15 protein-coding genes and 1 pseudogene are annotated in these 14,808 nt (G+C 55.5%); 6 read left to right on the top strand and 10 right to left on the bottom strand.

Features of this window, described 5'->3' with window-relative positions:
* The first annotated feature begins 303 nt into the window (after positions 1–303).
* Positions 304–1,224, top strand: coding sequence for a sulfite exporter TauE/SafE family protein (locus RUA4292_RS17555; protein WP_058273512.1), 921 nt, complete (start codon positions 304–306; stop codon positions 1,222–1,224).
* A 2-nt stretch (positions 1,225–1,226) separates the two neighbouring features.
* On the top strand, positions 1,227–1,991 hold the full coding sequence (locus RUA4292_RS17560; RefSeq protein ID WP_058278770.1) for a TIGR02186 family protein: 765 nt from the start codon (positions 1,227–1,229) through the stop codon (positions 1,989–1,991).
* Positions 1,992–1,998: 7 nt separating this feature from the next.
* On the opposite strand, the gene RUA4292_RS17565 is transcribed toward RUA4292_RS17560, so the two are convergent.
* The 6 genes from RUA4292_RS17565 to RUA4292_RS17590 all read right to left on the bottom strand — a co-directional run bounded on the left by RUA4292_RS17565 (position 1,999) and on the right by RUA4292_RS17590 (position 7,981).
* Positions 1,999–2,727: an SDR family oxidoreductase gene (locus RUA4292_RS17565; RefSeq protein WP_058278771.1), complete on the bottom strand. Its 729-nt coding sequence runs from the start codon at positions 2,725–2,727 to the stop codon at positions 1,999–2,001.
* On the bottom strand, positions 2,724–4,256 hold the full coding sequence (locus RUA4292_RS17570; protein WP_058278772.1) for an ATP-dependent DNA helicase: 1,533 nt from the start codon (positions 4,254–4,256) through the stop codon (positions 2,724–2,726). Before RUA4292_RS17570 ends, RUA4292_RS17565 begins: the two co-directional genes overlap by 4 nt.
* A 217-nt stretch (positions 4,257–4,473) precedes the next feature.
* On the bottom strand, positions 4,474–4,722 hold the full coding sequence (locus RUA4292_RS25405; protein WP_233493489.1) for a hypothetical protein: 249 nt from the start codon (positions 4,720–4,722) through the stop codon (positions 4,474–4,476).
* 44 nt (positions 4,723–4,766) lie between these two features.
* Complete coding sequence (locus tag RUA4292_RS17580) at positions 4,767–4,985, bottom strand: hypothetical protein (RefSeq protein WP_058278773.1); 219 nt, start codon at positions 4,983–4,985, stop codon at positions 4,767–4,769.
* A gap of 207 nt (positions 4,986–5,192) precedes the next feature.
* Entirely contained in the window at positions 5,193–6,479 is a 1,287-nt protein-coding gene (gene ccrA / locus RUA4292_RS17585) for a crotonyl-CoA carboxylase/reductase (protein ID WP_058278904.1), read from the bottom strand.
* Between the two features lie 113 nt (positions 6,480–6,592).
* The gene (locus RUA4292_RS17590) at positions 6,593–7,981 is read right to left on the bottom strand and encodes a 1-acyl-sn-glycerol-3-phosphate acyltransferase (protein ID WP_058278774.1); all 1,389 of its coding nucleotides are present in this window, start codon (positions 7,979–7,981) and stop codon (positions 6,593–6,595) included.
* Between the two features lie 141 nt (positions 7,982–8,122).
* On the opposite strand from RUA4292_RS17590, the pseudogene RUA4292_RS17595 reads away from it, so the two are divergent.
* The 3 genes and pseudogenes from RUA4292_RS17595 to deoD all read left to right on the top strand — a co-directional run.
* Positions 8,123–10,093 (top strand): annotated as a pseudogene (locus tag RUA4292_RS17595) (methylmalonyl-CoA mutase family protein); the annotation flags it as partial.
* Between the two features lie 124 nt (positions 10,094–10,217).
* Entirely contained in the window at positions 10,218–10,532 is a 315-nt protein-coding gene (locus tag RUA4292_RS17600; RefSeq protein ID WP_058278776.1) for an H-NS histone family protein, read from the top strand.
* Positions 10,533–10,556: 24 nt separating this feature from the next.
* Positions 10,557–11,267, top strand: coding sequence for a purine-nucleoside phosphorylase (gene deoD, locus RUA4292_RS17605; RefSeq protein ID WP_058278777.1), 711 nt, complete (start codon positions 10,557–10,559; stop codon positions 11,265–11,267).
* 40 nt (positions 11,268–11,307) lie between these two features.
* Here deoD and RUA4292_RS24225 read toward each other — a convergent pair whose 3' ends face one another.
* The 4 genes from RUA4292_RS24225 to RUA4292_RS17620 form a co-directional block, all read right to left on the bottom strand.
* Positions 11,308–11,496: a hypothetical protein gene (locus RUA4292_RS24225; protein ID WP_082637183.1), complete on the bottom strand. Its 189-nt coding sequence runs from the start codon at positions 11,494–11,496 to the stop codon at positions 11,308–11,310.
* Between the two features lie 338 nt (positions 11,497–11,834).
* Positions 11,835–12,083, bottom strand: coding sequence for a hypothetical protein (locus RUA4292_RS17610; RefSeq protein WP_058278778.1), 249 nt, complete (start codon positions 12,081–12,083; stop codon positions 11,835–11,837).
* Positions 12,084–12,171: 88 nt separating this feature from the next.
* Positions 12,172–12,951 carry a succinate dehydrogenase iron-sulfur subunit gene (locus tag RUA4292_RS17615; RefSeq protein WP_058278779.1) on the bottom strand — a complete coding sequence of 260 codons (780 nt, stop codon included), beginning with the start codon at positions 12,949–12,951 and terminating at the stop codon, positions 12,172–12,174.
* Between the two features lie 87 nt (positions 12,952–13,038).
* Positions 13,039–13,746, bottom strand: a complete 708-nt coding sequence (locus RUA4292_RS17620; protein ID WP_058278780.1) for a class I SAM-dependent methyltransferase — start codon at positions 13,744–13,746, stop codon at positions 13,039–13,041.
* A 100-nt stretch (positions 13,747–13,846) separates the two neighbouring features.
* Between RUA4292_RS17620 and RUA4292_RS17625 the strand changes: the two genes are divergently transcribed.
* Positions 13,847–14,725: a hypothetical protein gene (locus RUA4292_RS17625; protein WP_058278781.1), complete on the top strand. Its 879-nt coding sequence runs from the start codon at positions 13,847–13,849 to the stop codon at positions 14,723–14,725.
* Positions 14,726–14,808 lie beyond the last annotated feature (83 nt).

The following is a 14,808-nucleotide window of genomic DNA, read 5'->3' on the forward strand; positions in this document are numbered from 1 at the left end:
CGGCATGCAGAGTTGATTTTGCATGCCGCAACCGTTCTAAAGGGGTATGCAAGTGTCTCCAAACATACCCCGCGACTCGGTAGCGGTCCGGATCGTGAATTTTGGAACGCTTTCAAACCTCAACACTGGGGAAAATCAGATCACCAGCCTTATCAGGCAGCTGGCATGACGCCCAGCGAACCGACATTCGCCATGTGGTCACGGGGCATTGCCGCCGCGCGCTGCATTAAACCTATACCACTTTGCCTTGAGGCGACCGCGGTCACCCTCTGTGACCCGCCCACCCTCATCCAGTAGCTCGATATGCAAATTTATCTTCCTATCGCCGAAGTTTCTGTAAACGCCTTCCTTCTATTGGGGCTTGGGGGGATGGTCGGCATTCTTTCGGGCATGTTCGGTGTCGGCGGCGGCTTCCTGATGACGCCCCTGCTGTTCTTTATCGGCATTCCGCCGGCCGTTGCGGTTGCAACTGAAGCCAATCAGATTGTTGCCTCTTCCTTCTCTGGGGTTCTGGCGCATTTCCGACGAAAAACCGTCGACCTGAGAATGGGGACCGTCCTATTGATGGGCGGCTTAACGGGTGCCGCGCTTGGGGTGGTGATTTTCAACTACCTCAAAAGTCTCGGGCAGGTCGATCTGCTTGTGACGTTGTGCTACGTCGTGTTCCTTGGCGTCGTGGGCGGATTGATGTTCATCGAAAGCCTGAATGCGCTCCGTAAATCCAAGAAAGGCGTGTCCGCACCCCCCAAGCGTCGCCAACGCGGCTGGGTGCATGCGATGCCGTTCAAAATGCGGTTCCGGACTTCGGGCCTGTATATCTCGGTCATTCCGCCCGCGCTGGTTGGCCTGTTCGTTGGCGTTCTGTCGGCCATTATGGGCGTTGGCGGCGGGTTCATCATGGTGCCTGCGATGATCTATCTGTTGGGAATGCCAACCAAGGTTGTTGTCGGAACATCCCTGTTCCAGATCATCTTTGTCACCGCCTTTACGACCATGCTGCATGCTACCACCAACTTTACAGTTGATGTCGTTCTTGCCGTTTTGCTTCTGGTTGGCGGCGTCATCGGCGCACAGATCGGCACGGTGATCGGCGCCCGCATGCCTGCCGAGCAGTTGCGCGTGTTGCTCGCAGCCCTTGTTCTTGTGGTTTGCGGAAAACTGGCGCTGGATCTGCTGCTTGAACCATCCGAGCTCTATTCGCTTGGCACCGGCGGAGGGCACTGATCATGCTGAAACGCTTGCTTGTTGCGCTGGCTCTTTGCGCCAGCCCCGCCCTGGCTGTTGATGAGGAGGTCGTTCTGGGCCTCAGCCAGGATCGCGTGGCCATCACCGCCAATTTCGACGGCTCTGAGATCCTGGTCTTTGGCGCGGTCAAGCGCGAAGCTCCCATTCCGTCAGGACCACCGCTGGAAGTGATTGTCGCCGTGTCTGGTCCATCCAGTCCTGTCACCGTTCGGCGTAAAGAGCGCAAGCTTGGAATCTGGGTCAATACTGACAGTGTCCTCGTAGACGAAGCCCCCAGTTTTTATGCGGTTGCGACCAGCGCGCCTTTGAATGAGATACTGTCGGATACCGAAGACTTGCGATACAGCGTTTCAATTGAACGTGCCATCCGGTCTGTTGGTGCTGCGATGAATATCCGCGGCGCGCAGGAATTCGCGGACGCTGTTATTCGTATCCGCGAGCACGAAAGTCTGTATTCCATTCGCGAAGACACCGTGGCCGTTGATGAACAAACCCTGTTCCGCACATCGATCGAAATGCCGGCGGACTTGACTGAAGGCGACTATGTTGCGCGCATCTTCCTAACCCGCGGCGGCCAGGTCGTTTCGCAATTTGAGACCACCATCGACGTGCGCAAAGTGGGTTTGGAGCGGTTCTTGTATAACATGTCCCGCCAGCAACCGGTCTGGTACGGCTTGATGTCATTGGTGATCGCGATTGCGGCGGGTTGGGGTGCGTCAACCGCGTTCCGCCTATTGCGCGAGTAACTGACCGTTACCCACGTCCGATGTAGGGCATCGTCGTGGCCATCACGGTCATGAACTGAACGTTTGATTCAAGCGGCAGGTTCGCCATGTGCAGGACGGACCGTGCTGCGTCTTCGACGGCCATTGTTGGGTCGGGCTGCTGCCCCTCTGCAATGGCCGCATCGACCAGGCCCTGCACCATGTGTGTTCGCGCATTGCCTATATCGATTTGCCCACAAGCGATATTGAAGCCCCTCCCGTCCAAAGACAGACTGCGGGTCAGGCCCGTTATGGCGTGTTTTGTCGCCGAATAATGCACCGAGTTGGGGCGCGGCACATGGGCGGCAATTGAGCCGTTATTGATGATGCGCCCGCCTTGCGGCGATTGGTGACGCATGATCCGAAACGCCTCGCGAGCGCACAAGAACATGCCGTTCAGGTTGACGGCGACGCTTTGGTACCAATCGTCCAACGCAATCTCGTCAATCGTTCCCCCCGGCGCGAAAATTCCGGCGTTGTTAAACAGAACATCCAAACGACCCGCTTTGCCCTGAAACTCTCCAAAGGCGGCCTCGACCGCTTGTGCATCGGTGACATCCGCGACCAATGGAATTGCGTTTGCGTGCTCTGCAGCCATTTGGTTCAGCCTGTCAGCACTGCGCGCCAATAGACCAACCGTCCATCCTTGGGCCAGAAACAATTGAGCAGTGGCGCGCCCTATGCCAGAACTTGCGCCGGTCACAATAATGGAAGTCATGTCTCTTCTGCCTCCAATGTCAGCGAGGCCGCCGGGACAGCGCGCAGGTCGTCCACACGCAGCGGATAGGTCGGCTTGGCAAGCCGGTTGCGCACGACCCAGATCAGCCTTTCCTGCGCGCGTGTGATGGCCACATAGGCCAGACGTTTCCACAGCGGCTGTCCAGCTTCAGTACGGCCCATACGGGCAGCGGCATAGATATCCGGAGCAAACACTTGAACAGTGTTCCACTGCGACCCTTGCGCCTTGTGAATGGTGACCGCTGCGCCATGAAGAAAGGTGGCGCCCATGCGGGCGGCAAAAGGAATAAACGGCTCTTCCTCGTCCGGTTTTTCAATCTTGACGATGGATGCGGCGCTGACCTGAGGGTCTTCGGCACCCATCACGTGCAACCTGGAAAAGCCCGGTTTGCGGCCGGGGCCCAGATAGATGACCTGAGCGCCCTTGATCAGGCCACGCGCCTCAAGATCCAGCCGTTTCTTGCGATGTTTAAGGGGCAGTTCAATACCGTCGCAGATAAGCGGTTCACCTTCCAACAATTCGGTATCCGGCGCGCCGTGAACATTCCGAAAAGCCTGAATCAGCCGAATGCGGGTTGCATTACGCCAGACCAGAACGGGACTGCGGGCCATCAGATCGACCTCGACCCGCTGCCCCCAAACCACACGGTCGTCCTGACGGGCGGTCTGCTCGACCATGCGCTCAAAATCTTCGAACCCCATCTGAGGGTCCGACAGCGCATGGGCAAGGTCCAATATCGGGTTATCCGCATCCTGCCGATGAACCCGGTGAAGGATTTGTTTGCGCGGTTCCGGCAATGCCTCGAACACCATGCTGCCCGACTGATTGACCGGCGCCAACTGTGCCGGGTCACCAAACAGCAGAAGTGTTGGGAAGATTTCTTGCAAGTCTTCGAACTGCCGGTCATCCAGCATCGAGGCTTCGTCCACAAACCCGATGTCCAACGGCTCGTCCCGGCGCTTCCAGCCGGTGATAAAATCGGAGCCCCGTAACCCTGCCGCGGCCAGAGCGCCCGGGATGGACTTGTTGTTCTGGTAAAACGCCGCTGCGCGATCCAGCGCCTCGTCGGTCAGACCCTCGATTTCGGGACGTTCGTCATTGCCTGCCAGCCATTCGGCGATGCGCTCGTATTCCGGGTCATATACAGGCGTATAAAGGATACGGTGGATCGTGGTGGCTGGCACCCCGCGCAGACGCAATACGCTGGCCGCTTTGTTCGTCGGAGCCAGGATCGCAAGACTGCGTTTTTCACGGGCTTTGCGGCTCTCGAAATCGCCGGACACAATCTGAACGCCGGTGTCCGCAATGGCTTTGTAAAGCTCAGCCAGCAGCAGGGTTTTTCCGGACCCCGCCTTGCCAATCACGGCCATCACACCGGACTTACCCGATCCCGGAAGCTTCAGCAGCGCGTCATCGTCAAGGTCAACACCTGCCGATTTCAGCATCTCAGAGATGCTGTCATACGCGGCGGCTTGGTCGTCAGAGTAAGTCACAGAGGGCAAAGACATGGCGCGACCCTACAAGCCCGCGCCAGCTATCACCAGATGTGGAATTCGGTTTTCATCCTGTCACGCTGACAATGCAAACGGGTGTTGCCTGCCAACGCCGAAAGCCGTCTTGAACCACAGCCGCGACAATTCACGCGGGATGCCTGCGCGCTTGTCCACGCGGTTGCAGTCGTCCGCCGAATACGGCCACATCCCGACTGAGATTTGATCACGTCCCTTACCTTCCGTGCCCAGCACGGTTGGAGATGATCCGATCAGGCGATAGATGCGAATCTATACGCGCATCGAAAACACCTGCAATGTGGGTTAGACCAAACCCCTCCATCATCTCGCCACCGCTAAGCATGATGGCCCCGGCCGTGTGCGGGCTTGCCGTACGCGACAGGCAAAAGCGCGTCACCTCCCAGATCAGGGGGCTGCTGATTGGTTTGTCGCCCGTCAGGTGTCCGAACACCTCGTTCACCATGACCGAGCCTGTCCCGCAGGCGAATGGCGACTTCGCTTAGTTCGTCAAGCGAGCTGGTGTTTTCCAAGTCCTCCAGAACCTGGCTCATATCGAGTTTTGTTGCCATCCGCTGGTGCCCGAACCTCATTCTTTCTGGACGAGATTTCGGCTGCGGCGATCAGCTTGGTGTCATCCAACTGCTCGGCAAGCGCGGTCAAACCGTTTTCAACAGCAAAGGCGCTGAGGTCCGACAGTACGTCTAGTATCCACTCATTTTGCGCCATCAGCGTCGCTCCGAAACGGTTAACAAAGGGTTAACACAACCATAGCTTGAGGAAGTTTTTTTAGCCTATTCACTGATTTTTACTCCCCAAAAACAGCGCGGTATTTTTGTTTAATCCTTTGAAAAGGCTGTTACCACCGCCCAAAAAGAAACACCCGCGAGCCGGGAAACCGGTTCGCGGGTGTTTTGGATTTTGTCTGAGACGAACTTAATCGCGCGCGGCAAGAACCTCTTCCAAGGTGCGCATTCCGATCTGTGGAGCCTGAACCAGCACCGACATGTTGCCCGGCTTATGCTCGTTGCGCATCATTTTCATATGCGCCTCAGGCAGATCGGCCCAGGTGAACACTTCGGACATGCACGGATCCAATCGACGCTCGACCATCAGCTGGTTTGCTGCGGCCGCCTGTTTCAGGTGAGCAAAGTGCGAACCCTGCAGACGCTTCTGGTGCATCCACATGTAGCGCACGTCAAAGGTCAGGTTGTAGCCGGTAGTACCGGCACAGATTACAACCATACCGCCTTTTTTCACGACGAATGTCGAAACCGGGAAAGTGCTTTCGCCAGGGTGTTCGAACACCATGTCGACGTTGTTGCCTTTACCGGTGATGTCCCAAATGGCTTTGCCGAACTTGCGGGCCTCTTTGAACCACTCGGCATATTCAGGTGTGTTGACCGTCGGCAGCTGACCCCAGCAGTTGAAGTCTTTGCGGTTCAGAACGCCCTTGGCACCCAGACCCATCACAAAGTCGCGCTTGCTTTCGTCCGAGATCACACCGATGGCATTTGCACCTGCGGTGTTGATCAGCTGGATCGCGTAAGAGCCCAGACCACCCGATGCGCCCCAAACCAGAACGTTCTGGCCCGGCTTCAGGTCATGCGGCTCGTGACCGAACAGCATCCGGTAGGCGGTTGCCAGTGTCAGCGTATAGCAGGCGCTTTCTTCCCAAGTCAGGTGCTTGGGACGCGGCATCAACTGTTGAGCCTGAACATTTGTGAACTGCGCGAACGAGCCGTCCGGAGTTTCATAGCCCCAAATCCGCTGGCTATCCGAATACATCGGGTCGCCACCATTACAATGTTCGTCGTCGCCGTCATCCTGATTGCAGTGAATGACAACTTCATCACCGACTTTCCAGCGGGTGACTTTCGAACCAACAGCCCAAACGATGCCAGACGCATCCGAACCGGCAATGTGGTAAGGTGCCTTATGGCCGTCAAAAGGCGAGATCGGCTTGCCCAGCGAGGCCCAGACGCCGTTGTAGTTGACGCCTGCAGCCATGACCAGAACCAGCACTTCGTGACTGTCCAGCACGGGGACGTCTACGACTTCCTGAATCATCGCGGTGTCCGGGTCGCCGTGGCGCTCCTTGCGGATCGCCCATGCATACATTTTCTTGGGCACAAAACCCATCGGAGGGATTTCACCCATCTCATAGAGGTCTTTTTCCGGTGCCTTGTACGACACGATGCTGCTGTCGGTGTCCAGAGCCATGTTGGCCTCCTTCAGTTCCAAACCTTTGCCGCGATGCAGAATCGCGTGCATTAACCGATGGAATATTGGCCTTTGGGAAATAATGCAACCGAAATCGGTGCCGTTTTGTAACTTTATGACCCAGCGGATGCAGAAATTTCCTTCGCATTCGCAGCATTTCCCTCGTCTGGTCCCATCGGAACCGAGGCTGCATAATACTCCAGAAGATCAACCCTTTGACCGGACAGGCATATTTTCCCGTCACTGCGCCTGAGAATTCGCCGTTCGACCAACTGATCAATCGCGGCTTCAACCGATGTCTGGTTCTCTTGGTCCGTCATTCCATTGCGACGCATGAGCTCGACAATCACCTGAACGGCATCGGCCTCCGACATCTCTTTATGCTTTTGCATTAGCCAACACGCGGCGGGTACAGGGACCAGCGGGATGGCAGCGCGGAGTCGCGTCATCAGGTCACGCGCCAAATCGGTCATCAGATCGCGCTGATGATCTGCCCGAAACGCCCGCAAGGAAACGGGCTGACCATATCGGACCGAGGCTAGGCCAAATCGTTTGTAGCGCCCGATCACGCGCCGCCAGAGTTGTTTGAGGATCCATCTGGTGATTACACCGATCCGCGCGCGAAACCGTCGTTCATTGCCTAATGCCGCACGCGTCAGAACAGTATCTTCAAGCACACGATCATAGTTCAGCGCCACGGGGACGAATACAACATCGCGGCCCTCTTCCGAGGTCCCGTCAATAATATATTTGAGCAAACCCAGCTTTGGACGACCCAGGGCACCAGTCAGACTTAGCCCACCTTCGGGGAACATGGCCTGCGTCACTCCTGCCGCGGTCGCGTGGCGCACATAACAGGACAACACCTGACGATAGAGATCATTGCCGGACTTTCGCCGAATAAAATAAGCCCCCATCGCACGGATCAGACGGCTAAGGGGCCAGACACGGGCCCATTCGCCCACCGCATAAGAAAGGGCCGAATGTTGCGCTGCGAGGTAGGTAACGAGCACATAGTCCATATTGCTGCGATGATTCATGACGAAAACCACCGTGGCGTCGGGGTCGATGTTTTCGACAGCGTCTTCGTCCTGATAGCTAAGCTGCACGTGATAAAACGCATTGCTCAGCAAACGAGCCAGACGGATCGCAATGCTGAAATAGGCAACGGCTGAAAACGAGGGAACGATCTCACGCGCGTATCGCTGCGCTTGCTCGAACGCCACAGCATCGGGGACACCCGTTTCGCGTGCGTGATCCTGAACGGCCTGACCAACCTGCGGGTCATAGATCAGGCGCTGAATCATATCGTGACGGTGCGCCAACTTGAACGGCTGGATCGGCCGCTTCAGGCGCGTGTTCAATCGTTTCACCGCTCGTTCGAGTCGACGCCTGAAAAACCACCGCACCGACGGGAACAGAAAATGTGATGCCAAAGTGACCACGGCAAACACCAGGATCAGCAAAAAAAGCCAAAGCGGAAGTTCCACGGTCTGAGTCATGCGTGCACCCTGCCACCAAACGCTGCGTCCTACAATCTGAAGAACCTAGTATGCCGCGACGCAGCGAATTGACATGTCCCGAAAATTGCGCTTTAGAGGCCAGGAACGTAATTTTCTTGCCCAACCGAGACACGAGGTCCAGCTATGACGCAGACGCAGAAAGATCGCCCCTGGCTCATCCGAACCTATGCCGGTCATTCCACCGCCAAAGCGTCGAATGCGTTGTATCGCGGGAACCTGGCAAAAGGCCAGACGGGCCTGTCGGTGGCCTTCGATCTGCCCACGCAGACCGGATATGACAGCGATCATACGCTCGCGCGCGGCGAAGTGGGCAAGGTTGGCGTACCTGTCGGCCACCTGGGCGATATGCGAGTTCTGTTCGACCAGATTCCGTTGGAACAGATGAACACTTCGATGACGATCAACGCGACAGCGCCTTGGCTGCTTGCGCTTTACATCGCTGTGGCCGAGGAACAAGGCGCAGATATCTCCAAACTTCAGGGCACAGTTCAGAACGATCTGATCAAGGAGTACCTGAGCCGCGGCACCTATGTCTGCCCGCCCAGACCGTCGCTCAAGATGATCGCTGACGTGGCCGAGTACTGTTATACCAACGTGCCGAAATGGAACCCGATGAACGTGTGTTCCTATCACCTGCAAGAAGCCGGCGCGACACCGGAGCAAGAGCTGTCTTATGCGCTGGCCACCGCCATCGCCGTTCTGGACGAACTGCGCCCTCGTGTTCCCGCCGAGGATTTCCCGGCACTTTGCGGACGGATTTCGTTCTTTGTTAACGCAGGTATCCGCTTTGTCACTGAAATGTGCAAAATGCGCGCTTTCGTCGATCTTTGGGACGAAATCCTGCGCGACCGCTACGGCGTAGAGAACCCGAAGTTCCGCCGATTCCGGTATGGCGTTCAGGTCAACTCGCTCGGTTTGACCGAGCAGCAGCCTGAAAACAACGTCTACCGCATCCTGATCGAGATGCTGGCCGTGACTCTTTCGAAAAAAGCCCGCGCCCGCGCAGTTCAGCTGCCTGCATGGAACGAGGCACTGGGCCTGCCCCGCCCCTGGGATCAGCAGTGGTCCATGCGGATGCAACAGATTCTGGCCTATGAGACCGACCTTCTGGAATATGGTGACCTGTTCGATGGCAACCCCGCCGTGGACGCGAAGGTTGAAGAATTGAAACAGGGCGCACGCGCCGAACTGGCCAATCTGGATTCGATGGGCGGTGCGGTTGCGTCGATCGAATACATGAAGTCACGGCTTGTTGATTCAAACGCTGAACGCCTGAACCGCATCGAACGGAACGAAACTGTCGTTGTCGGTGTGAACAAGTGGATCGAAGGCGAACCCTCGCCCCTGCAGACCGAAGATGGCGGCATCATGGTCGTTGATCCCGCAGTCGAACAAGAACAAATCGCGCGTCTAAATGAATGGCGGCAAGATCGCGATGACACAGCTGTCGCGGCGGCTCTGGCCGCGCTACGCGAAGCGGCGCAAAACGGCACCAACGTCATGGAGCCCTCAATCGCAGCTGCCAAGGCTGGTGTAACCACCGGTGAGTGGGCCGAAGAAATGCGCAAAGTCTACGGTACCTATCGTGGGCCCACGGGCGTTTCGGGCTCGGTCTCGAACAAGACAGAGGGCTTGGAAGATCTGCGGGCCGCAGTGGATGCGGTCAGCGACAAGCTTGGCCGTCGCCTGAAATTCCTGGTCGGAAAACCGGGCCTGGACGGTCATTCGAACGGTGCGGAACAGATCGCATTCCGCGCACGCGACTGCGGTATGGAAATCAGTTACGAAGGTATTCGCCTGACGCCTGAGGAAATCGTAACTGCCGCAGCGGATGACGACGCGCATGTGATCGGTCTGTCAATTCTTTCCGGCAGCCACATTCCGCTTGTGCAGGACGTCATGAACCGACTGCGCGAGGCCGGGCTGGATCATATTCCGGTGATTGTTGGTGGCATCATCCCCGATGACGATGCAGCAAAGCTCACTGCGATGGGCGTCGCAAAGATCTATACGCCCAAGAATTTTGAGCTGAATGCAATCATGGGCGATATCGTCACCCTGGTAGATCCGCAAACCCTCGCTGCTGAGTAATATCTGCCAATTTCGCCAATTCCTCTTCTATCCCCTGAACAAAAGGGGATAGAAAATTTACTTCTTTGGAATTACGGTGTGCCATCGGGGACAGCGGTAATGACTAACTCCTGGGAGAGGGTGAATGTCGGGGACAAATCTGGAAAAAATGTCGCGTAAAGAACTACTCGAATTGCGCGAAAAGGTCGAAAAAGCACTAATCGACGCGGAAAAGCGCGAACGGAAAGAGGCGTTAAAAGCCGCTGAAAAAGCCGCTGCAGAATTTGGATTTTCATTGTCAGAATTGGCAAAAGACAACCCGACTTCCGGAAAAATTGCAAAAGCAAAATACAGAAATCCTGCAGATCCAAAACAAACATGGTCGGGTCGCGGCCGAAAACCGCAATGGCTTCATGACGCATTGAAATCCGGGGCGGATATCTCGGATCTGGAAATCTAATATCTAATTGGAACTGATCCCAAAATGACCATTCATATTGGAGCCAAAAAAGGCGACATCGCAGAAACGGTTCTTTTGCCTGGCGATCCTTATCGCGCAAAATGGGCGGCCGCAACGTTTTTGGACGATGTGAAGCAAGTCAATGACGTTCGCGGTATGCTGGGCTTTACCGGAAACTGGAAAGGCAACCCTGTCACCATTCAGGGCAGCGGTATGGGCATGCCGTCCTTGTCGATTTACGTCAACGAATTGATCCGGGACTACGGGGCCAAAACGCTGATCCGCATCGGCTCCTGCGGGGGAATGCAGGACAGCGTGAATGTCCGTGATGTGATCCTTGCGATGACCTCGACCACGCTTAGCTCACCGTCACGTGGCATCATGAAAGAGCTGAACTTTGCACCCTGCGCCGATTGGGGGCTGCTTCAGACGGCAGCTCAGGCGGCAGCGGCCAAAGGCACGCCAACCCATGTAGGTGGTATCTATTCGTCGGACGTTTTCTATGACGAACGCCCAGATCTGAACGAACAGATGGTCCGGCACGGTATTCTCGGGGTCGAGATGGAAGCTGCTGAGCTGTACATTCTGGCCGCGCGCCACAAATGCCGGGCATTAGCTGTTCTAACCGTTTCCGACCACTTGCTGACTGGCGAAGCTTTGCCTTCAGCTGATCGCGAAAGCAGTTTTGGCGATATGGTTGAAATCGCACTACAGGCGGCATTTCCGGCGGCGTAAATGCAAACATGCAGGGTGGGAAACCGCCCTGCTTATGCCGCTATTGCCCCTTCAGGCATTGAGTTGGAGCGTCGCCTCCCTGCTGCTGCGCGCCACAAAATGCACACACCCAAACGCCTTCTTTGCGGTGCTGCCGCCAGCGGCAGTCCCGGCTCAAGGATGAGGTGCGCGAGCGCCACAGGAAATAGGCAAATACTCCGCCTGCCAGAATAAGAAGCAAAATGGGCATGCCAATGCATGGCCCATTTTTCCCACTGGTGGCAAGCCCACAGTTGTCGGTTCAGGCTGCGTTAGCGTATTCGAACAAATCTGGGATGCGGTCATTTACGGGTTTCACAGGTTCTGGAGTGTTATATGACCACGCTTGTTCCAACGTTTTTAGAGCCTCTGATTTTGTGTTCTGTTTTTCTTCCATCGGAGAGATCTTGTTCTAATTCAGTCACTCCTCCCTGATTGAAAAATAGACAGGCGCGCCGACAGATTCACCGCATCTTTTTGCAGTTTCGGTATGCCCTTAACGCAACTAAGGCTGGCATTTGCATCTGCCAGCCCTAGGCTTGATGCTTGTTACGCCGCCATGCAGGCATTCGCTTTAGCGGCCTGAGCCTCGCTTACGCCATCACCTGGAACAAATACTTCAGCCTGCTTGCCACCCTGCAGTTCGTATTGCGTCGTAAACGAACCACTAATCCCCGCCTGCCCGGCGCATTCCACTTGCTTGAATACAATATCCGCCCGATTGCTGCTCGAACCGCCACAGGCCGAAAGAGCCGTGATCGCGGCGACAGACAAAACCTTAGTAAGTGTTTGAGTCATTGATGTTCTCCGAATTTTCAATACTCGCAGAACACGAAAAAACCCGGGAAGTTACCATCCCGGGCTTCATAATTTCTTTCGGCTGTGCTCAAACTGCGCGGTCAACCATCATCTTTTTGATTTCGGCAATCGCCTTGGCCGGGTTCAGACCCTTCGGACAGGTCTTGGCGCAATTCATGATCGTGTGGCAGCGATACAGCTTGAACGGGTCTTCCAACTCATCCAAACGTTCACCAGTGGCTTCGTCGCGGCTGTCGATGATCCAGCGATACGCATGCAAAAGCGCAGCGGGCCCAAGGTAGCGATCTCCGTTCCACCAATAGCTGGGGCACGAGGTCGAGCAGCTGGCGCACATCACGCATTCATACAACCCATCCAGTTTCTTGCGATCTTCGATCGATTGCTTCCACTCTTTCGCAGGACGGTTGGTCTTGGTTTCCAGCCACGGCATGATGCTTGCATGCTGCGCATAGAAATGCGTCAGGTCAGGGATCAGGTCCTTGACGACCGGCATATGCGGCAACGGATAAATCTTTACGTCACCCTTGATTTCATCCATGCCGTAGATACAGGCCAACGTGTTGATCCCGTCGATATTCATCGCGCAGGAACCGCAGATCCCTTCACGGCAGGACCGGCGGAAGGTCAGGGTCGGGTCGATTTCATTCTTGATCTTGATCAGCGCGTCGAGAACCATCGGACCGCAGCTGTCCATGTCCACGAAATAGGTGTCTACCCGTGGATTTTGCCCGTCTTCCGGGGTCCAGCGATAGATCTGAAACTTACGAACATTGGTCGCACCGTCCGGCTTGGGCCAGGTTTTGCCGGTGGTGATCCGGGAATTCTTGGGGAGGGTCAGCTGTACCATATGCCTGAAATTCCTTGGTCAATTTCCGGGGAAATTGCCCTAAAATCCGCAAGATTACAATGCGACAATAGCTCAAAAGACTGGCAATCAGGACATTTCTCGCCGCAGGCGCCGCAACTGCCGTGCGGTCCGCCGAACGATCTTGTCGTGATACTTTGGAACAATCATCCGCGCGACTTCCGCCGAACTGGCAAACTCGGATAGGCCCGGCTTTTTTTCAACCCCGCGTTTCACGAACAGCAACAAATTCTGTCTGAACCAATCCATGACCATCGGATCGTTCCAGAGGTTGGGACGAAACGCATCGTAAAAATCATAGCCCTGCGCGTCAAACAGATTGACCCAGTAATCCTGCCATTGTTCGTTCTTGTGTCCTGTACCACCCTGCCCCTCAATGGCCGCAGAAAACAGAACGAAATCCGACAGGCGTGTCAGATCAGCGACAAAGCTTTGTGCCCTGTCCGGCTCAAGGTGTTCGGCAACTTCCGTGCTGACACACAGATCGAAACGGCGGTCCAATTCGAATGGCTTTTCCAGGTCCGCCCGGATCAATGCAGAGTCAGAAAATTCCAAAGAGGATAATTCCAGCCAATCGCCCTCGACGCCGCGAATTTCCCGGTTGTGATTTTCGAACTCAGCCAACAAGAATCCAACACCGCATCCGACATCAATCACGGATTTTGATTCGACAAACCGGTCGCACAGCTCAAATATCCGCTGGGCGGAATGCGATCTACTTTCTTTTTGGCGCACATGGCCCTTGTGAAGGCTCTTATAGATTTTGTCTGCGTCCATTTCCGCTCGCCTCGAATTGTAGCTTTGGTATCAGGTCTATATACTATTTTCGCGCACCTTAGTAGCAACTCGGATCAACCACGAAAACGGAGCATTTTTTATGTCACTTGCAGTCGTGACGATGGTTTATGACGACTATGAGTTTCTGCCGATCTGGGTTCGATACTGGTCGCAACGCGTGGAAAACAAATGCATGTATGTCATTGTCCACGGGTCAAATCGAAGGCTTAGGCGCATGGCGCGCGGTTGCAATGTGGTTGAAATGCGCAGACCACCCCCCTCTCGGGACATGGAGGTTCAGCGATGGAATATGCTGGGCCATTTTGTAAGCGCGCTGACCTATATGCACGATGCTGTGCTTTATACGGACGTTGATGAAATCCTGACATTGGACCCAAATGCCGGGACCGATATCACGGACTACATTCTGAACCGCGACGCCGATGTAACAGCATCTTACGGGCTGGAAATCATTCACCGTGAAGACCATGAACCCGAGGGCTTTGATCCTGAACAAAGCGTCTTGCAGCAACGCGGGATTGTTCGCGTAAACACAAGTTTCGGCAAGCCCAGTATAGTGAAAACCCCAATCGCCTGGCGGCGGGGCGGCCATTTCGCCTATAGCGAGAACGTCCGGGTCGACACGAACCTTGTGGCCTTTCACCTCCGGTTTTTCGACATGCCTTTGTTTCGGTCGCGGGCCGTTCGGCGGCGCAAAACGACCAAGGCTCCGAAAGGGAAAAACAATACGCCGTCCAGAGCGTGGCGTGCATCCGACACGGGCATTGATGATATGATCAGGACCCTTCACAGCATGCCAATTGCTGGCCCGCTTCCCGAGGATCGATCATCTTATGTTGCTGAGATCGAAAACAGCAAAGTCCTGATCGAAGAGAATGGCCAGACCTTTACCAAACACCGAACAAACAACTCCGCAAAGCTGTTTCATTTAGCGCCGCGCTTTAAAGAGCTTTTCTAGGATCAGCATCCTGAACTGAAAGACCCACGCGACAAAAAGGGCGTCACGTGGGTCACAGATGTGGTCCGTCGATGCGTTTTTGA

The sequence above is a fragment of the Ruegeria atlantica genome, assembly GCF_001458195.1.
Classification (GTDB): Bacteria; Pseudomonadota; Alphaproteobacteria; order Rhodobacterales; family Rhodobacteraceae; genus Ruegeria; species Ruegeria atlantica.